Below are 19764 nucleotides of genomic sequence, written 5' to 3' on the forward strand. Positions count from 1 at the left end.
GCTCACCCGCGAGCGCCTGCCCAGGCGATTGCTGCGACGCGCAGAGGTTGGCAATGTGATGCCGCGAACTTCACCCCGCCCCCTCCTCTCAACCCGGACCGTTGCGAGTGCGCTCGCGATATCGCTTGCTACAGCAGGCTGCGCCCAGACCGCGACGATGGCGCCACGATCGGCGCACGCCGAGCCATCCGATGCCCGCTATTTCGAGCAGCTGCGCAGTGAACGGATCGCCTCCGATCCGCGCGTAGTCTGGCATCCCGTGGGGCCGGGCTTGGCGGGCTATAATGAGGAACTCTGGCCGCATCCTACCGATCCGAAAGCCATCTTCATCGGCCCGGACATGCATGTCAGCTATGGCAGCTGGGACGGTGGCAAGCGGTGGCACAGCCTCAAGGACGCTGACGGCACCGGCGACGAAATGAAGCGCGTCGTCGATGTCGAATTCTCGCGCCAGCGAGCGGACCTGGGCCATGCGATCGATTGGAACGGCTGGCTCTACCGCACGACCGATCGGGGCCGCACCTGGAAGAAGCTCACGAAACTGACACGCAGCTGGAAGTCGTTCGGCGTCAATCCTTACGACCCTGCCGCTTTTACAAAGGGGTGGTATGACGAACAGCTGGGGACGCGGCTGTCGGAACTGACCGTCGATCCGACCGACGACCGCGTCTGGTACATCGGGCCCGGCAACTTCTGGGACGTCAAGAACAATCACCGGTCTGTGGCCCGGCCGGGTGGCAAACCGGAACGGTATGTCGACTATGGCTACATCCTAAAAAGCGTTGACGGCGGAAGGAGCTGGCAAAGGATCACTGCCGGATTGCCCGCTGACCTGGATGTCGGGCGGATCATCGTCAATCCACAGGCGCCGCAGCGGCTGGCCATGGCGTCGAACAAGGGATTATTCCTAAGCGACGATGGCGGATTGAGGTGGCGCCCAGGGGGCGCGGGCCTGCCAGCCAACTTGCCGCGCGACCTCGCAATTCATCACAACCCGTCGCAAGGCCGCACCCGCCTGTTCCTGGTCGAACAGACCGCCTATGTTCCCAAGGATCGGACGGTTCACGCAGTGGGGGGCATTTTCGTCAGCGACGATTTCGGGCGCAGCTGGCACGATATCAGCGGCAACCTGCCTTTCGACCTCGCGCGAATCGATTATCCGATCGAAGTGGAGCGCTATTACCGCACGATCAGCCATTGGCTCGGCATTTCACAGGCGGATGCACATAAGTCGTTTCCCGAGCTGCCGCAATCGACGCTGCCGGTCTTCAACAGGATCGCCGTGAACCCGCGCAATCCGGACGAGATCTATGTCGCACTCAACAAGAAGCACGATCGAACATTCGGCCCGGGCGAGTTGTGGCGCACCCTTGACGGGGGGAAACACTGGCAGGTGGTCGTGCGCTATGGCGATTACTGGGGCAGCGGCAAGGACGCCGACTATTGGCGCGGCCGTGGCAATCCGAGTTCGGCCAATGTCGAGTTTGCGCACCTGCGCCATGAACTCGCCCGACAGGCTGAGCTGTCAGGAAACCGCCTGTTGGAAGTCGGGCCGGATGGCACGGTCTATGTCAGCATCGACCAGCAAACGCACAAGTCCACCGACAGGGGGGAAAGCTGGCACCAGATCGACGATATCGAGATTGACGGCGAACGAAGCCGCTGGATCGGCCGCGGCAATAGCGACCTGCCGGGTCGGCTGATCATTGTCGACACCGGCATTCCCGGGCGGCGCCTGATGGCAAGCGGCGAGCATGGCATCTGGCAGACTGTCCCGCACACCGCTCCGATCGATCCGGCCACCGTCCTGGTCCAGCAGATCGAGGGGCAGGTGCATCATGGCGGGATGGTTTCCATCGCCACGATGGCAGTGCATCCGCGTGATCCGCACATCATCTATGCATTGTCGTGGCGCCAGGCGCATGCGGGCAAGGTTCGCCGGTCCGTCGACGGCGGCAAGAGCTGGACGAACATCGGCACCTTGCTGGAAGCTGGGCGGGACGAACCAGGCCAGCAGGCCGATTTCGGCAAGGGCCCGCCCGGCATGCTGCCCGAACAGAATTCGCTGACGATTGATCCGGTCGATCCGAACAACATGTACGTGCTGGTCACGCGCAACGCGTTCACCGAAATTTACCGGTCGAACATTCGCGCACCATCGGTCGGCGGTTATGGGTTCATGCGGTCACGCGACGCGGGGCGGAGCTGGGCCGTGAGCAATGCCGGGCTGCCGGCGTCCGTCAGCTTGCGTCGCCTGGCAATGGACCCCGATGACCCGGCAATACTCTATGCGGCGGCAAATGATGTCGAAGGGGGCCTCTATGTCTCGACCGACCGCGGGTCGAACTGGCGGCGCATGGTGCTTCCGCCGGAAATTCGCAGCGTCAACAGCGTGTTTATCGATCGAAGGACCCGCGCGTTCTACATCGCAACTGGGTCTCCCTATGACGGTTCGCTTTCTGAGGGCGGTGCATGGCGCAGCCGCGATCGTGGCAAGACCTGGCACCGCATCTTCTCCGCGCCGTTGGTGACCCAGGTCGAATCTTCGCCACTCGACCCTGACCTTCTGCTTGTTACAGTGTATCGCGAGATGAAGCCGGAGGTCACCTTCCGCAACCCCGGACTCTTCCTGTCCCGCGATGGTGGAAATAGATGGGCAAAGATCAACAACGGTCTAAACAGCCATGAAAAGATTATCGACGCAAAGCCCGATGCGCATGACCGGCGACTGCTCTGGGCCGCCGGTTGGGGAAGCGGCTGGAATGTCGGCGTCATCGGCGAATAGCCCGTGACTGGGAGGCGCCGCCCCGCCCCGTCAGTTGCAGGATGGCGCGGGCACCCGTTCGATCTTCCCCACCAGCACCGTGTAGGCGAAGATCCCGATCAGCGTCACAACGCACATATAGATCAGCGCAGGGGTGAAATTACTGCCCTCGATCAGCAGGCCGATCACCAGCGGCGTCACCACGGCGGATAGGCCACCGATGAAGTTGAACACGCCGCCTACGAGCCCGATATGGTTGCGTGGCGCCAGCAGCGAGATGAAAATCCAGGTAATCGACGCCAGCCCATTGCCGAAAAACGCCAGCGACATGATGACCATGACCTGGAGGTCGGTTTCGGCATAAATCGCACTCACCATGCTGGTCGAAAGGGCGATGCCGATCAGGACCGGTGCCTTGCGTGCCAGCCCCTGGTCGACTCCGCGTCGCACCATCCAGTCGGACAGCGTGCCGGAAAGCAGGATGCCGCAGAACGCCGCCAGGAACGGGGCGGAGGCGATGAAGCCCACCTTAGCGAACTCGATGCCGCGGCTCTCGACGAGATAGGTCGGAAACCAGGTCAGGAAAAAGATCGAGACGGTACCGATGCAGAACTGCCCCAGATATACGCCCCACAGCTTCCGGCTCGACAATGCCACCGACAGTCCGCTGAGCGCCGGCGCCTTCGCCGCCTTTGCAGCGGCCCCACCGTCATGCCGGTCGGCCCAGTCGATCAGCGCGCCGCCCGCTGCCATTGCCCTCCGCTCCGGTTCGGTCAGCCGCGCATCCTGGTCTGGATCGCGATACAGAATGTGCCAGATCCATGCCCACACGATGCCGACCGCGCCACAGGCATAGAATAGGGCTCGCCAGCCGAACTCCGCCTGAAACGCCACGAGCAGCGGCGCGAGAAATGCGAGGCCGAGATATTGGCCGGACGTGTAGAATGCGATCGCTCCCGCCCGTTCGCGTTCGGGAAACCAACTGGTCACCACGCGATTGTTGATCGGATAGGAAGGCGCCTCGAACACGCCGACCAGGACGCGGCACACAACCAGCATGATCATGGTGCCAGCCATCCCCTGAACGATCGTCGCGATTGACCACAGCGTCAGCAAAAGGGGGTACAGCAGGCGCGGCCGAACGCGGTCCGCCAACAGCCCGCCGGGAATCTGGAACAGCGAGTAGGTCCAGGCAAAGGCTGAAAAGACGATCCCCATCTCGATCTTCGTCAGCGACAGGTCGCGCGCCAGGTCGATCGCCGCGATCGAGATGTTGGTCCGGTCGAGATAGTTGATCACGACCGTCACGAACAATGCGACCAGAATGGTGAAGCGACGGCGCGGCATCGTCCTTACCAGTTGGTGTAGGAACCGTCCGGCTTATACCGCCGCGGACATTCCCAGAATGCGAAGCTGCCGGCGCGCACCGCTGCTTCATCGACTTCAAGGCCCAGGCCGGGCGCGGTCGGAATGGCAAAGCGGTTCCTGTCCAACTGCGGCCGATTCGGGAACAGGCGGTCATAATCGGCCGTGCTTCGCCCATAGGGATCGACCTCCTGCCAGGACAGGTTCGGCACCGCCGCCGACATATGGATCGTCGCCATCGTGCATATCGGCCCGAGCGGGTCATGAGGCATGATGTCGATATAGTGCGCTTCCGCCATCGCCGCGATTTTCATCGCCTCGGTAAAGCCCCCGACATTGCAGATGTCGATCCGCGCGAAATTGGTGAGGCCGCTTTCGATATAGGGGAGGAAATCCCATTTCGACGCGAACTCCTCGCCGATCGCAAAGGGCATGTCGGTCATGCTGCGCAGCTGGGTATAGGCCGCCGGGCATTGCTGGCGGATCGGTTCCTCGAGGAAATCAAGCGTACCGCTCGGCATGCGCTGGCAGAAGGACGCCGCTTCGGCCGGTTGCAGGCGATGGTGGAAGTCGATACCCAGCGCAACATCGCTTCCTAAAGCGGCACGCGCTTCGATCAGCGCGTCGGCGGCAATGGCGATCGCCTTGCGCGGATCATAAACGTGCGGGCCAGCGACAGACTCACCGGTGGTCGCGCGAATGCAGTCCCACCCCATGTCCTTGAGCCGCACCATGTCGGCGATCATCGCTTCGCCATGCGCTTCGGTCGTGGTGATGAAACATGGAATATGGTCGCGTTGTGCTCCGCCGAGCAATTGATGTACCGGCACGCCCAGCGCCTTCCCGGCGATATCCCAAAGCGCAATGTCGATCGCGGAGATCGCCGCAGTGATCGTGCGTCCGCCCTCAAAGTAAGCGCCGCGATACATTTCCTGCCACAGCGCGCCAATCCTGCGCGCGTCCTGACCAACCAAAAATTGCTTCAGGTGCTCGACCATCGCTGTGACCGCGAGCTCGCGCCCCGACAGCCCGGACTCGCCCCATCCGGCAATCCCCTCATCGGTCTCAACTTTGACAAGGCAGATGTTGCGGTGATCCGCCCACAAGGGAAACGCCGAGATGTCGGTTATCTTCATTTTTAGCCCCTGCAACTGCGCCGCTCGCGCGCGTAGATCGACAGCCTGGCCGCGGCCCCGAGTCCGGGCCGGCGCCTGCTCATTTTTTCTCGAATCGACGCTGATACAGGCCGTAATTCACGCGCCGGGCGGATTCTGCCATCTCCGGATAGGGAATATCGGTGGTCGTGACCCAGCCGACATTATAGTTCTCGCCATCATAGGAGCGGCCGGTCACATCGTCGTCAATATACTGGAACCAGTGCGCGCCGACCATCATCGGATGATCGATGACGCTGTTGATATACTGCTCATAGATCCGCGCGCGATCCTTCTGGTCCGACGCAGCGATCAGCCCGGGATGATAAAAGGGGGTGTCCGATGTAGCGCCGATATGGAACTCACCGATGATGACCGGCTTGTCATAGGCGTTCAGGAAATCCCATTTGTCAGGATGCATGACTTCCTTGTAGTTATTGAAGCTCAGTACGTCCGAATGCTTTAGCGACGCCTCGATAATCTCTTCGGGCATGCCCCACTGCGCCATGCGTACGCCCATATACATGTGGTTGGGCATGACACGCTTGAGCTCGCTTTGGACGGTGCTGAAATATCTCTCGCCATAATCGCGCATCATCCGCGACAGATCCGGTCGCGCCGCTTCCAGCTGTACCGGAACGGCGCCCGCGCCGAACGCTTCCCAGCTGGCGAACTTCGTGCCCCACACAGCGTTGAGCGCCGCAACCGTCTTGTACTGGTCACGCAGCATCTGCGTGAAGCGTGCCTTGGCCGGGCTCTCGGAGATTTTCTTACTCAGCGCGTCCAGTACCACGCCATATCGCGTCGCTGTCGTGTCGCCGCGGCCCCAGCTCTTTTCATTGTCCACGAACACGCCGACGCACCAAGGCGAATTCTGAACTTCGCGTGCGATCTGCTGGATGGTCAGTCGCGCGCGGCGCACAAAGTTTGGATCATAAACGTCCGGCAGCGGCGACCATACGTCGTCGCCCGACGACAGCGTCTTGAAGTTTCCGATGATCCAGCCATTGGCGAAATAGGGGATGCGACCATTCTGGTAGAAGCTGGGATCCACCCAATTGCCAAATGAGGTCATGCCCCAATCGCGCATCCGGTCAATCGTCACCTTGCGCCAGGTCGCCATGTAATCCTTGCCGTAGCGACGCTCGAGATTGGCCTTGTAGAAGCTGAAGATCTCGCCGTGTTGGACAGCGCCGCGCTTCGTCTCGCGGGCATAGCCATAATGGCTGCCGAGCGGGTCGTCATAGGTCGGCAGCCATTCGAACATCTGCCGCCTGAGCGGAGAGGCGAGAAACCGGCTGGCGCGGTATTTCTTGTCGACCGGAACGATGTCAACCGAATCGTCGGGTGTGAGCTCCTCGGGATCGATGAACCGCACTTCGGGATCGTTGAAATCATACCCCGTGATCGTCCCCATGTTCGCCATACGGATATTGGCCAAGCCGTTCGAAAAGAACAGGTGGCCGTCCGGATCGATCATCCACCATTTTCCGTCGACTTTCTCCGCTCGGAAGAACCCCGTGCCCTTGCGCTTCGGCCCATCGGCCCACCCGCCCCATCTGGACCGGCCTGGAGCCCCTTTTGAGGCCGCCAGCACCGCCATTTCCTGCTGCGCCTTGGCGCGAAGCTCGGCTTCGCTTGAAATCTTGACCGGATACTGTTTCTTCGCGGCTTGACCGAAGCGGTCGACGATATCTGCAAGGAAGAAGGCGTCGGCCGGCGGATTGGCACGCACTCGAATGTTGTCGACGACGATCTCGCGCGCAACCGGGTTGGCCTGGGTGCTGAACTCGATCTGCCGGATCTTCGATGGCTCGAGTGGGCCACCGCTGTGACCGCCGATCAGCTTTTGGTCGGGCGTCTTCCAAGAAGGGGGGATCTCACGAAGGCCAGTTTCCACCTTGGCCTCATATCCCGTCAGCACGGTGTAAAGCGTTTCGGTCTTGCCAGCGCCAATTACGCCGCTGGCGCGCTGGCGCGTGCCGTCATCGGTGATCAGCGTCACGAACAGATGGATCGACACGCCGCTTGGGTTGGTCACGTCGAGCGCCAGGTTGGTATCGCCCATCGCGTTCACCTCCGCAGGGATCGAAAGGGGAACCGTGACCATGTCTTCGTCGCGCGGCTCGAACCGCAAGCGCAGCCCCTTGCGCCCCTGGGTCGCCCCGGCCGCGACAACGATTTCTGCAGAGGCATTGCTGGTCCTGATCGGACCGGTCCGGCCCTCGAAGCCTTCCACCAGGCGCTCGGATGGTGCAGCCGAAGCAGCCGCCACGAATGCAGACGAAACCAATAGCGCAGCAGCGCGGCTGAGCCGACCTATCCCCAGCATTACTCTCTCCAGATTATCATTGTTGGATCGCCTGACCCTTGCATGATCGACTCGCCGTCGTTCGTCAACTGTCTACAATGTCCGAAACCCTAGTCCGCTCACTTTGGTTCGCATGCGCAGCAGGATGTCGTCCGATGTGATGAACAGCGTTGATCCGCCGTCGCCGAAGCAGCAATTTCCGGTCGCCCGTCCGGTACGGATCATCCCCAGCAATTGTGCCTCGGGTGTCAGGATCGCGACGCCCCCCGGCGCTGTTGCAAAGACGACCCCGTTGGAAGCTATCGCCATGCCGTCCGGGGCGCCCGGTGTATTGCCTGCCAAAAAGCGGGACATGTCAAACCAGGTGCTCTGGTCGCGCAGCCACCCCGATCCCGCTCGCGCATAGCGCACGATCCACGGACTGGCTGCGTCGGATACGGAAACGTAAAGGTGCTGGTCGCCCGGCGACAGGCCGATGCCGTTGGGAGCCACCAGCGTACCGTCAATTAGAGCGATCTGTCCCGAGGGGGCGCGACAATAAACGCCGTTTACCGAGCGCATACGCGCAATCGACTTCAGTCCTCCATCGAGGCCGAACGGCGGATCGGTGAAAAACAGCCGCCCATCGCTTGCCATGGCGAGATCATTGGGGCTGTTGAACGCCGCCCCGGCGGCGCCACGCACAACCACATCCGGTGCCGCGGGCCGTCCCAGCGCATATTTGAGGATCGAACGCGTATCCTGGTCGCACACCAGCAGGGCATCTTCACCGGGCAGATAGAGCAGGCCATTGGTTCCCGGGTTTGCACCTGGGCCGGCACCCCCGGCCCCTGCGGGTGATCGCCAGACCGATATGCCGGAGCCTGATTTCCACGACATCATCTTGTTGGGCGGAATGTCGGAAAAATAGAGACGACGGCGCTTCTGGTCCCAGGTCGGTCCCTCGGCCCATTCGAATCCGCGACCGATCACTTCACAGGTCGGTGAGGTTCCAAGGACGGCGTCGAGGCGGCTATCGAGACGCTCAATCCTGTTTTGAGGCTCAGCCTCCACTGCCCGCGAGCCTCCAATCAGTCCGGCAACAAGCCCGCCCGCCGTCATCGCCAGGCATCGCCGGCGCGGTATAACGCTGTTCATTGAGACACTCCTTCTGAATTCAAAAGTTCGGCATGACCGAATGTGGCCCGGAAGGCACCGCGATGAAGCCTAAATCAGAGGCACAGATCTCGGCTCGGTCCGGCTGCTCTACCCCGTTGCTTGCAGCTTAGGCCGTCCATGCGCCACTCACTGGCAAACGAAAGAACGCGTCAGTCCGCGCGAGCATCTGTTGTTTGCATGGAATCAAGCCCACGCCAGGTCTCCGAAGGCGTGCGATAATGGTCCATCCACTCGATATCGGATCGGTCATATTCGCCGCGCAACATCCAGAGCGGTCGCTCCAGCTTCGTTTCCCAGGCAAATAGCTTCCGGAACAGCATCCTCAGGATGTCCGGTCGTCGGCTGGCAAGGTCCCGCTGCTCACCGACATCGCGGCGCAGATCGAACAACTCGGCCGGACGATCCGAATGCCGCAGCAGCTTCCAGTCATCGTCACGGATTGCGGCGCGCGCGCCTCGCTTCCAGAACAATGTCCGATGCGGCCGTCCCGCCTTGTTGCCGGTGAGATAAGGAAGCAGCGATGTCCCATCGAGACCGGGAATGGCAGATGGATCGCCGCCTGCGGCGTCAAGGAAGGTGGGCAGGAGATCGAGCAGGCTGACGGGCTGATGATATACCCGACCCGTCGCCACGCGACCGGGCCATCGCATCAGCATCGGGATCCGCAGCCCGCCTTCCAAAAAGGTAGCCTTGGTGCCGGCCAGCGGATAGTTGACCGAGCCGTTATGGGGCACTTCCCCGCCATTGTCGTTTGCGAACACGACCAGCGTTTCCCCCTCGAGACCGCTTGCCATCAACTCCGTCAAGATTGCGCCGCTTGCCCGATCGAGCGCGAGCATCTGTGCGGCCGCGAGCCTGCGGACGCCAGAAAGGGTCCGAAAGGCTGCGAGGTCTTCGGGTAACGCCTCCATCGGGGTGTGCACGGCGTTGAACGACACGAACAAAAAGAACGGTCGCTCACGATTGCGCCGGATGAACGACACCGCTTCCATCGCCAGAGCATCAGTGAGATACCCTTCATGCTCGCGATAGTTGCCGAAGCCTCGCTCCATTTTGTTCTGAGGCGGTGGCTGAAGGGGATCGGAATAAGGCCAGTAGCTGCGGGATCCTCCGCGAAAGCCGTAGAATTCATCAAAGCCACGTCGCAAGGGATGGTAGCGGTCCGCGTCCCCCTGATGCCATTTGCCCAACAGACCAGTGCGATAACCGCGCGCGCGCAGATGGTCTGCAATCGTACGCTCGGCAAGAGGCAGTCCCATTTCCGCCCCGTCCAGCTTGCTGTTAGCACTCATATAGCCGGGGACATTATTCTCCTCAAAGCCGAAACGCTGCTGATAGCGGCCTGTCAACAGGCCCGCCCGGGACGGTCCACAGGTAGGGTCGGTGACATAGGCTTGGGAAAAGCGCGTGCCCTCGCGCGCCAACCGATCGAGATGCGGCGTGCGCATCGTGCGACTGCCCTGGAACCCGAAGTCACGATATCCTGCATCATCCGCAAACAGCAAGACGATGTTCGGCTTCCGCAGCTTGGTCGCATCCCCGTCCCCCGCCAAGGCCGGAAGCGAACTGCAAAGCCCAAAGCCGACCAGCACACGCAAGCAGCTACGGGCGAACACCAGACCGATCATGTAGCTCTCCCCCAACCACTCTGTTTGCACCGCCGGAACATGTCAACACTCGACAATCGCGACACGTTCGTAGCTATAAGCCTCCCATTCGGGAGGGATGCACGATGGCTTCGAGTTTACGGATCATTTCGAAGGTTGCTGCGACCAAGCTCGCACTCATGCTGACTGCCGGGTGGGCGACTCCGGTCACCCCGCATACAGCCGAAAGTCGGAAGAACGCCGATCAGGCGGTGACCGCCTATGCTGCTATGCGCAATAATCCAATGACGTACCGGGATGAACCGCTCGACATGTCCGAATGGAAACTCGCCTGGGCGGACGAGTTCGACTATCCTGATGCGCAGCTCGACCAGTCATGGATCTCGCGGCAGGGCGAATTCGAAAGCGAATGGGTGAAGGGCCGCCGTTGGCGCAAGAACGCGGTAGTGAAAAACGGCGTGCTCGAACTGCAGAACCACAAATCGGCGTCTGACCCGCATGTCTGGTCCTCGGCAAGCATCTGGACGAAGCGGACGTTCGGGTACGGCTATTACGAGGCGCGGTATAAATATGCCGGCGCCTATGGCACCAACAATTCATTCTGGCTCTGGCCCAAGCTAAAGCCGCCGCCCGGTCAGAAGGCTTGTGAGATCGACATCAACGAGGGGCACTACCCCAATGTGATGAACACCAATATTCACAACTGGACCGACACCTGGCGCGCGCCCGATGGCCGCGAGCAGCATCTGGATAGCCAGCTTCACCACACGCTGCAGGGCAAGCGGGGGCACTCGGTCGTGCTCAAGGCTCCCGTAACCACCCGCAAGATCCGGTTGCGCTCCGACAATCCTGCGTCGATCCATATCGAGGAGTTCCGGGTGCTGGCCCCCTCAGCGCGCTATCCTGCCGCGGACGCACGGCACGATGAGGCCGTGCTGAATCTCGCCCGCATGCCAGGTGCCCGGCTAACGACGGTCGGCACCTTCTATCAGCTGCCGTCCAGAGAGGCCTTCGCTGCCGACGGTCGCCTGGAGACGCGCTGGGTTTCATCCAAGCACGGTCCTAAATGGCTCGAGATCGAGTGGGACGAGGCGCAAATCGTCGGCGCGGTTCAGATCATGAATGGCTGGCCGGCCGGCAATGGCACCTACCGGAATCTGATGACGGACTATACGCTTGAATATTGGGATGACGGCAAATGGGCCGAACTCGACCGGTTCGATGCCGCGACGATCGCGGACCACGCCGCCGAATACCACACCTACGGCTTCGAATGGTCGGAAGATTATTTCAAATGGTATCTCGACGGGAAACTCTATCACACCGAGCGCAATGATGTTTGCTTCAGCGCGATGAACATCCTGCTCAGCATGGCCATTCTCAACCAGGAAATTGCGGGGCCCGTGACCGCCAAGATCGACGGGACCAGCATGAAGGTCGATTATGTCCGCTATTATCGCCGCAAGTCGCCGACCGGGCGGAAGTAAGATCGCGGCGGCACGATCCACCGCTTCGCAGCTGCCGCTCGCCCATACGGTCGCAATGCTTTACAAGGGCCTCGATTGCCGACAGATTGTCGACAGATAACAGCGCGATCAGTCGGCTCGGCGGGAGGGCCCCGTATGGCACCGGATATAAAGAATATCCTCATCCTTGGCGGCGGAACGGCGGGCTGGGCCTGCGCAGCCGTCCTCGCTCAACGGTCGGCGGAGCACGGCGTATCGTTGACCGTCGTCGACGCCGCGGACATTCCGACGATTGGCGTCGGCGAAGCAACTATCCCGACAATCTATGATTTGCTGAACCATGTCGGCATGACCGACAGTGAAGTGGTGAAAGCGGCGCAGGCTACCTTTAAATATGGCATTCAGTTCGAAGGCTGGTCGCGCCCAGGCGAGATCTATATGCACGGTTTTGGCACCACCGGCACGCCGCGGGGCGAGGATGATTTCTTCACTGCATGGCTGGGAGGCGGCGCCTATTTTTCCAGTCGCACGCTCGATGCGTTTACGCCTGCCGTGGCGGCTGCGCGAAAGGGCCGGTTCGCCCGCGTGGCCGAGCGGCCGGCAGGTGCCGCGCAGCATCTCTACTATCCGTTGTGCGAACTGAGCTATGCGCTGCATTTTGACGCGGCGTTGCTGGCGCGCGAGTTGCGGGCCAATGCGCTGCGCAACGGCGTCGTTCACCGCTCCAGCAAGATTGTCGCTGTGGAAACCGGCGAACGCGGCATTGCCGCCTTGCGAACCGGGGACGGCGAGTTGTTCGAGGCGGATTTCTTCATCGATTGCTCCGGGCTGACAGGCGTGCTGAGCCGTGCGGCGCTGGGGGGCACGTTCGAAGACTGGCGCGCCTATCTTCCCTGTGATCGCGCCATCGCCGTCCAGACCGCGCGGAGCACGGCGCCCAATCCCTATACACGGTCGATAGCCCATCGGGCTGGCTGGCGCTGGGAAATTCAGCTGCAATCGCGCACCGGCAATGGCTGCGTCTACAGCTCTGACCATATGAGCGATGATGAAGCGACCGATTTGCTGATGAGCGAAGTCGCGGGCGAACCGATCAATCAGCCGCGACGCATCGACTTTCGAACCGGTCGGCTTGCAGAGCCGTGGGAAGCAAATTGTGTTGCGCTAGGCTTGGCCGCCGGGTTTTTGGAGCCACTGGAATCGACCAGCATCCATCTCATCTCGAAATATGCGCTGCTTCTGGAACAGATGCTGTTCGACAATGCCGGAAAAACCGATGATCGCGGCCGCTTCAACGCGATGTGGCGCGCGGAAACGGAAGAAATTCGCGATTTCCTGTCGGCGCATTATGTCGTCAATCAGCGCGATGAGCCTTTTTGGACCGAGCGACGCGACGCAAAGCGACCCCCGTCGCTCGATCGCAAGTTACAGGCGTTCGCACAGACCGGCTGGTTCGATCTGCCGGACCATGCGCTGTTCGGGCATGACAGCTGGTTTCAGGTGCTGATCGGTCAGGGATTCGCGCTCGATTACCCGCAATTTGCCATTCCACGCGCCGAAGCGCCCGGCCTGCTCCAATTTCTCCAGAATGTCGCGCGGGCGGTTGATGTAGAGACCTCAGCCATTCCGCGTTCGCATCAACAAGTGATCCATAGCCTGGTCGAAGGCGGCTGACGCGCCAGTCCTCACCGAGGCGACGCTGCCGCAAAATCGAGCCCAAGCATTCGCTCGAGCGCCAGGTCCGGATCGGTCGCCGCAGCGCCTTCTTCGGCAGGCAACCCCGCCCGCAACCGCGCAAGCGCGTCCGCCTGCGGCAGGTGGTTGAGCGTGCAGCGTTCGAAGAAATCACGAATCGATGCCGGCGGCACCTTGTCCAGCTGCTCCCTACTGGCGGGAGTCAGCGCAACCCCGCGAGGGTAGATGCCCATCCCGCTCAGTAAATAGAGCCATGAGTTCAGCTTGTAATGACGACCCAGCCCCGTCTCGTGAAGCACCGGGGCTATGTCGCCCCCGCTAAACCAGGTTTCGATCACCGCCTTGAGCCGCGGCGAGATGGCGGACCCGTTCGCGCGACAAGCTCGCCAATAGCCGCTGTCGTCGCGGTTCGACGTCAAATAGTGGGTATGGAGATAATCCTTCACGTTGGCATAGGCGTCCGCGATCTCGTCGTTCAGCTGTGAGGCATAGCGCGCGTTCCCCTGGCCTGCGCGCCAGTAACGAATAAACCGGGCCAGCGTGAGTTGTACCAGCGCCAGCGCGGTGGCTTCCAACGGCTCAAGAAACCCCTGCGCGAGTCCGACCGCCAGCGTATTGCGGTTCCACACCGTCGTCGCTCGCCCGGTGCTGAAGCGCAGCGTGCGCGGGGTCATCGCATTCTCCGCCACGCCCAGATGGGCTGCCAGTTCGCTTGCTGCCTGATCTTCAGAGCGATGGGCGGAACTATAGACATAGCCGTTACCGGTGCGTTCCTGCTGGGGAATGTGCCACACCCATCCGCAGGGAAGCGCGGTTGCGGTGGTGTGGCTGGCCGCCACCGGTACTGGCGGCGTGGCAAAGGTGACCGCCCGGTCGTTGAACAGCGCATCACCATAGGTCTCGTAGGAGATGCCGAGCGCATTCTTCGTAATCACCGAGGCGAATCCGCTACAATCGATGAAGAAATCGGCGGCAATCGTTGCGCCGTCATCCAATTCGATTGCGCTGACATCTCCGCGCTCGTCCCGCCGGACGTGCCGCGCCAGCCCGTCGCGGCAGACGACGCCGCGGGCTTGGGCGCTCGCCTTCATGAATGCTGCCAACCGATTGGCGTCGAAATGATAGCCATATTGCACATCGAACGGAAATGAATGTGGCGGCACCGGACACAGCGCGCGATCCGCCAGATAAGCGGAATAGCAGAAGAGATCGGGGTGAGCGTGGACATCGACCCCGCGCCGCCGCAATTCGGAATTATAAGCAAGCGCTCGGATGTGATCGCGGTCGAACTGGGTCAGAAAGGGATGGAAGTAGCTTTCAAACCCCGGAACCCGCGACCAGTCGTCGAAACGAATGCCGGATTTGAACGTGGCGCCGCAGGTGGGCATCCACGCATGCTCATCGATACCGACCGCATCGAAGAAGCTTTTGAGCGCAGGGGTTGAGCCTTCGCCCACGCCGATCGTTCCTATCGCGGAAGACTCAAGCAGGGTGAGGCTGGCATTGGGAAAGGCGCGCTGGAGCAGGAGCGCCGCCATCCAGCCGGCGGTTCCGCCGCCCAGAATCAGGAAACGGGTTGGCGCCCGCGCTGAAGAATGCACAGCATCCATATCGGCCATCCTACCGCGCGACGCAGACAAAGAAAGGCGCCGCGTTCAGGGGAACGCGGCGCCTAGGCTCAGGGAGAGAGGTGTGATCTCCCGATCAGAATTCCGCCCTCACACCGAAGCGGAAAATCCGGCCGGTGTTATACTCCTGAACAGTGCGGGACTTGGGTGCGCCTTCATAGATTGACCCTTCGTCGAAGTTGACCATCGCGCCAGTTGCATCAGGCAAACGGATGATACGACTGGTGAAATAGGTCCGTACGGGCGCATCCGTGATATTGGCTGCGTCAAAGGTGAAGCTGAACTTGGGCGTTACCTGATAAGCTGCCGAGAAGTCCAACGTGCTGCGGCCTTCCTGCCACAAGGCGCCACCAGAGAAGGATCGCTGAACCAGCGAGTCGCTGCTACCTGCGTAGGCCAGACGAAGCTGATGGCCAGCCTTCTGCCAGTATCCGGTCACGTTGTAGGAGTGCCGGGGCGTCCCGGGAATCGGGAACTTGGAGTCCTGGAACTCGGATTTTGAGAAGGTGTAGTTCGCCGCAATGCCGAGGCCAGACAGCAGGCCCGGCAAGAAGGTGAAGCTCTGCACATATTGGACTTCGGCACCCATCACGCGGGCTGATTCCGAATTCTGCCGTCGCGTAACGTTATATTCGTTACACAACGCCCGACCGTCCCCTCCATAAAGCCAGCTGGTGGCCTGCTGGAGCGTCGCCTCGCCCTGCAAGCGACGTGGCATGCACTGGCTGATATCCGGCACAGCCGAGACATCCGAAGATGGCGTCAGCAAAAGGTCGGTCGTACGGCCCGTCGAGTCGGTAAAATTCAGGCCATCGACTGTCGCCCCATTCGGATCTGCAGCGATCCTTCGCAGATCACCAATAAACCAGCGCTGGTCGACCGTTTCGACCAGATCACTGATGTCCTTGTAGAAGAGATTCGCGGACAGCATTGCATCGCGCTTGAAGTACCATTCGACAGCAATGTCGACGTTGTTTGCCTTTAGCGGATTGAGTTGCGCCGAATAGAGGTCGACCGTCGAGGTCGGGCGGAACTGAGTGGTCCCTTCGAAGACAGATCCTTCGCTCATGCGAAAGCCGGCGCGTAGATCGTCAATCGGCGGGCGCGACATTGTACGATATGCCGAGAAGCGGGCAATAAGCTTGTCCGTTGCCAGGAAGCTGAGATTGAGGCTCGGCAGGAAGACATTGTAATCATATGCATCCGCCGCCGCGATCGACGCACGGCTGCGGTCGGTAAGCGTCCGGCCACCGATCGAGCCGAATTGTTCGGTCGACAGGTCGGAGTAACGGATCAGGTTGCGCTCGAGGAAAGCATTCGGAATGGCGCCTGGCTCAAGCAACGGATCGTAGCAGACCCCGCCAGGAACTGCAGGCGAAGTCCCCTGCCCGTCGATACGAGCCTGTCGATTTCGCGCCTGGAAGTTCGAAAGATTGTAATTCCGGCCATCATTGAAGTCTGTTGGGACTGGCCCAGCACCCGTCCAATATGCCGACGAAGGACCCCGACCCAGCGGCGAAGGTGTTTCGCTCAGCACCGGGCAACGGTTACCCTGGTTCGAATTCCGCAGGGTATTGAGCGCGATCGGATCGATGATCCGGCCTTGCCCCTGGGCGTCGAACGCAAAGTTCGCGCCGGCAAAGCCGGTCGTGTCAAGCTTTGTGCGGACATAGCGCAGACCGATATCGCCCTTCAGGCGGTCCTCGAAATAGGCGAAGTTCGCCTTGATATAAGCTGCGATGTTCCGGAACTCGGCTCCGCGCGTTTGCGTGCGGTCGAGCGTGAAATCACGCTCGCCCGTGGTCACTGCCTGAAGAGCAGCGACAGGATCAAAGGTCGCCCAGCCGTCGCTGATATGATCTCGCTGAACGCCCAGACCGCTCAGCAAATTGTTGGCAGAGGTGGTGCCGCTGGAGAAAATGCCGGCGGAGATCAGCGAGATGGCGGCAGGATCCACAAAGATCGTTTGTCCGGTGAACGGGCTAATCGCCTCGACAAGCTGACTGCTGGCGCGCGGCGTGCCTGACTGGGCATCGACGAACTTCTTGCGCTCCGTATATTTGGCGCCGAATTCGAAACTGTTGATTCCGGCAAAGTCGACATCCCAGTCGAAGTCGGCAAACGCCGCCCGCTGCTCGTCACTCACCCGTGTCACACTGGACTGGATATACGACAGCGTGTGCGAATTGAGGTCGTCCGGATTGAATCCGGTACGGCCAACATTGTCCCACAAATCATTCTGGTCGGCCCGAATGTCGATGATTTGGCCAAGATTGGGGGTGGATGTGCCGCCGACGAGACGGCATGCGCTTCCTGAACAATCATAGCCTGCGGGCTGTAAATAGTCCGCCGGGACATGATGCAGGTTCCATGGGCCGACCACGCGGTTCCGGTTTGCCACCATGTAGATGCTGCGTTCGGGCTTCTGCTCGGACTTGGCCAATGAGGCACCCGCGCTCATTCTCAGCCGGTCTGTAAAGCCATGCTCGAATTCCGCGCTGAATAGATAATTCTCGACGGTGTAGTTATTGACCGAATTCGTGGTGCTGCCAGTCGAGAAGCGGTTCAGATATTGCGAATAGGTTCGAGTATCAGTGTCGAGAAGACGCCAGTTCTGGACCGGATCGGTCCACATCAAGCCATTGTTCAGTCCTGGGTTGGTGACCGGGTCACCAGGATTCTGGACAGTTCCCCCGTAAGGAACGGTGTTCGTGTCGTATACGGATGTACGGTCAAGAAAATTCGGTGTCAGGCCGAGATTCGGCTGCTGCACGCCATCGATGTGACCCCCGAAGTTCGACTGGCTGACGGACACACCCGTCATCTGGCCGCGAAATTTCTGCTGATTATAGGTGCCGTTCAGGGTCAGCGACGTGCGATCGGAGAAGCGCCACTGCATCGACGCGTCCGCACCACGCCTGCTATATTCGTTCTCGTAAATCTCATAACCCGCCGTGGTCGGCGCGAGTCCATAGGCGATGTTGGCATAAGGGCCCCGTCCCGCCGCGACGCCTTCTACGCCGGCGAACGCGCTCGGCCGGTTGAACATCGCCGCCCGCGTCGCCTCTGCTGCAATCGCGTCGGCTGCGCCAAACGCCTTGCCGTTCTGGTCGGTGTAGAAGTTCGTGCCAAAGGCATTGTAGTTGGAAAAAGCCACCTGGTCGCGACGCACCGAAGTTTTTTCGTCATAGGCGGTGACAATAACGCCGAAGCGATCCTCGAAGAAACGCTGCGAGATGGTACCCGAGATCTTGTGATCGAACGACTTGGACAGGCCATTGTAGCGCTGTTGCAAGGAGATGGTCCGCACGTCTCGCTTCAGATCAAGCGGTTTGCGGGTAATCAGGTTGACGACCGCGGAGAGCGACCCCTCCTCGTCATCGGCCGAGGGGGTTTTGACCACTTCTACCTTCGCCAGAATGTCAGCGGAGTAAGCCGAAAGGTCGACACCCTGCGAGAAGCCAGTCGAGCCCAGGGCAACACCGTTGAGCGTGACGACAGTCTGATCCGCGTTCGCACCGCGAACTGAGATCGTGGCCCCCTGGCCATCGACGGTGTTGACGCTGACGCCAGAGATACGATTCAGGGCCTCGGCGATGTTCTGATCGGTCGACTTGCCAATGTCTTCGGCATTGATCGTATCGACGATCTGACCCGAACGACGCTTGTCGTCAATGGACTGATTAATGCTGCCTCGAATACCCGTGACAATGATGTCGCCTTCGCGATCAACCGTCTCGTCGTCCTGGTCGTCGGCGGTCGCGACCGGGCCGGACGGGGCAGGTGCGCTGGTCTGAGCAAAAGCGGCATTCCCATGAATGGCAATCGCCATGGTCAGCGCGGCGGTCGTGTGCAGAAAATCATTTTTGGAAAATCGCATCATTTTCCTCCCCCATTTTATACATTCTGGCCGACAATCTGACAGCAGTCGACGACTCGAATGTCGATTGTCGACGCCATCTAGATCGGGCTCCAGGCTACAGTCAATTATTTTGTCGACAGTCGACAACGCATTGCGAGTAGTTAGTTGGTAGCCTGCGCGCTGCTTTTGACCTTGCGGGCGCAGGGCAGCTGCGTCTCGCTACCCGACGCGCGCGTCGTAACCATGTAAGGGCCGAGATCGACGACCTGCTTTGCGCCGGCAACGTGAAGCGTCAAACGACCTTGCTTGTCGCCAACATCAACCGGCGAGATGCCTTCGACGCAATGAAACCGAATTTCGTCATCAAGCTCCACGCGACCCACCGCAGCGGCCTTGAAGGGTGGCGTCACGCTTCCGACGACGGCGTTGACCCAAGCCGGCTTGCCCGGCTCGCCCGATCGCGCAAAGAAGCCGATCGTCACGATGTCGCCTTTCTTTACCGCCTTCGAGATCGCACCTGTCGCCGAACTGTCCCAGAAGTTCGCACCGGCACGCGGCACCGAAATGCGGACCAATGTGCCGCCCGGTGCCTTTGGTTCGCTCAGCCGACTGACCTTTATGTCACCGTAGCTGCCCCAAACCGGACGTTGTGCATCGCTGATGATCTGTTCACTTGAAGCCTGCGCTGCGACGGCACCCATCAGTGCGACAGCGATTCCAATCGAAAGCTGCATGTTCCTGCTCCCCACTCATC

Annotated in this window: 11 protein-coding genes; 3 read left to right on the top strand and 8 right to left on the bottom strand. The window is 60.7% G+C overall.

All coding sequences use genetic code 11. The features are described 5' to 3' along the window. Window positions 1-157 precede the first annotated feature (157 nt). Window positions 158-2785, top strand: coding sequence for a VPS10 domain-containing protein (locus tag ACO05N_RS15675; protein ID WP_422057932.1), 2628 nt, complete (start codon window positions 158-160; stop codon window positions 2783-2785). Between the two features lie 30 nt (window positions 2786-2815). On the opposite strand, the gene ACO05N_RS15680 is transcribed toward ACO05N_RS15675, so the two are convergent. The 5 genes from ACO05N_RS15680 to ACO05N_RS15700 all read right to left on the bottom strand — a co-directional run bounded on the left by ACO05N_RS15680 (window position 2816) and on the right by ACO05N_RS15700 (window position 10380). Next, the gene (locus ACO05N_RS15680; RefSeq protein ID WP_422057933.1) at window positions 2816-4111 is read right to left on the bottom strand and encodes an MFS transporter; all 1296 of its coding nucleotides are present in this window, start codon (window positions 4109-4111) and stop codon (window positions 2816-2818) included. Window positions 4112-4116: 5 nt separating this feature from the next. Next, complete coding sequence (locus ACO05N_RS15685; RefSeq protein ID WP_422057934.1) at window positions 4117-5265, bottom strand: mandelate racemase/muconate lactonizing enzyme family protein; 1149 nt, start codon at window positions 5263-5265, stop codon at window positions 4117-4119. A 79-nt stretch (window positions 5266-5344) separates the two neighbouring features. Further along, entirely contained in the window at window positions 5345-7522 is a 2178-nt protein-coding gene (locus ACO05N_RS15690) for a beta-galactosidase (RefSeq protein ID WP_422057935.1), read from the bottom strand. Between the two features lie 165 nt (window positions 7523-7687). Beyond that, entirely contained in the window at window positions 7688-8695 is a 1008-nt protein-coding gene (locus tag ACO05N_RS15695; protein ID WP_422057936.1) for an SMP-30/gluconolactonase/LRE family protein, read from the bottom strand. A gap of 206 nt (window positions 8696-8901) precedes the next feature. Next, window positions 8902-10380 carry a sulfatase-like hydrolase/transferase gene (locus tag ACO05N_RS15700; protein WP_422057937.1) on the bottom strand — a complete coding sequence of 493 codons (1479 nt, stop codon included), beginning with the start codon at window positions 10378-10380 and terminating at the stop codon, window positions 8902-8904. A 104-nt stretch (window positions 10381-10484) separates the two neighbouring features. On the opposite strand from ACO05N_RS15700, the gene ACO05N_RS15705 reads away from it, so the two are divergent. Both ACO05N_RS15705 and ACO05N_RS15710 read left to right on the top strand, forming a co-directional pair. Beyond that, entirely contained in the window at window positions 10485-11846 is a 1362-nt protein-coding gene (locus tag ACO05N_RS15705) for a family 16 glycosylhydrolase (RefSeq protein WP_422057938.1), read from the top strand. 135 nt (window positions 11847-11981) lie between these two features. Continuing rightward, a complete protein-coding gene (locus tag ACO05N_RS15710) occupies window positions 11982-13499 on the top strand; it encodes a tryptophan halogenase family protein (protein ID WP_422057939.1) in 1518 nt (505 codons plus the stop codon). Between the two features lie 11 nt (window positions 13500-13510). Here the strand turns inward: ACO05N_RS15710 and ACO05N_RS15715 are convergent, their stop codons facing one another. From ACO05N_RS15715 to ACO05N_RS15725, 3 genes are all read right to left on the bottom strand, one after another. Continuing rightward, on the bottom strand, window positions 13511-15139 hold the full coding sequence (locus tag ACO05N_RS15715; RefSeq protein WP_422057940.1) for a tryptophan halogenase family protein: 1629 nt from the start codon (window positions 15137-15139) through the stop codon (window positions 13511-13513). An 85-nt stretch (window positions 15140-15224) separates the two neighbouring features. Continuing rightward, window positions 15225-19031: a TonB-dependent receptor gene (locus ACO05N_RS15720; RefSeq protein WP_422057941.1), complete on the bottom strand. Its 3807-nt coding sequence runs from the start codon at window positions 19029-19031 to the stop codon at window positions 15225-15227. A gap of 140 nt (window positions 19032-19171) precedes the next feature. Beyond that, on the bottom strand, window positions 19172-19744 hold the full coding sequence (locus ACO05N_RS15725; RefSeq protein ID WP_422057942.1) for a hypothetical protein: 573 nt from the start codon (window positions 19742-19744) through the stop codon (window positions 19172-19174). Window positions 19745-19764 lie beyond the last annotated feature (20 nt).

The sequence above is a fragment of the Sphingomonas sp. genome, assembly GCF_965227385.1.
GTDB lineage: Bacteria > Pseudomonadota > Alphaproteobacteria > Sphingomonadales > Sphingomonadaceae > Sphingomonas.

Bases quoted from the DNA above. Each gene is read 5' to 3' on its own strand.
- ACO05N_RS15675 (WP_422057932.1), top strand. From the start codon at position 158: ATGGCGCCACGATCGGCGCACGCCGAGCCATCCGATGCCCGCTATTTC.
- ACO05N_RS15680 (WP_422057933.1), bottom strand. From the start codon at position 4,111: ATGCCGCGCCGTCGCTTCACCATTCTGGTCGCATTGTTCGTGACGGTC.
- ACO05N_RS15685 (WP_422057934.1), bottom strand. From the start codon at position 5,265: ATGAAGATAACCGACATCTCGGCGTTTCCCTTGTGGGCGGATCACCGC.
- ACO05N_RS15695 (WP_422057936.1), bottom strand. From the start codon at position 8,695: ATGACGGCGGGCGGGCTTGTTGCCGGACTGATTGGAGGCTCGCGGGCA.
- ACO05N_RS15700 (WP_422057937.1), bottom strand. From the start codon at position 10,380: ATGATCGGTCTGGTGTTCGCCCGTAGCTGCTTGCGTGTGCTGGTCGGC.
- ACO05N_RS15705 (WP_422057938.1), top strand. From the start codon at position 10,485: ATGGCTTCGAGTTTACGGATCATTTCGAAGGTTGCTGCGACCAAGCTC.
- ACO05N_RS15710 (WP_422057939.1), top strand. From the start codon at position 11,982: ATGGCACCGGATATAAAGAATATCCTCATCCTTGGCGGCGGAACGGCG.
- ACO05N_RS15715 (WP_422057940.1), bottom strand. From the start codon at position 15,139: ATGGCCGATATGGATGCTGTGCATTCTTCAGCGCGGGCGCCAACCCGT.
- ACO05N_RS15720 (WP_422057941.1), bottom strand. From the start codon at position 19,031: ATGATGCGATTTTCCAAAAATGATTTTCTGCACACGACCGCCGCGCTG.
- ACO05N_RS15725 (WP_422057942.1), bottom strand. From the start codon at position 19,744: ATGCAGCTTTCGATTGGAATCGCTGTCGCACTGATGGGTGCCGTCGCA.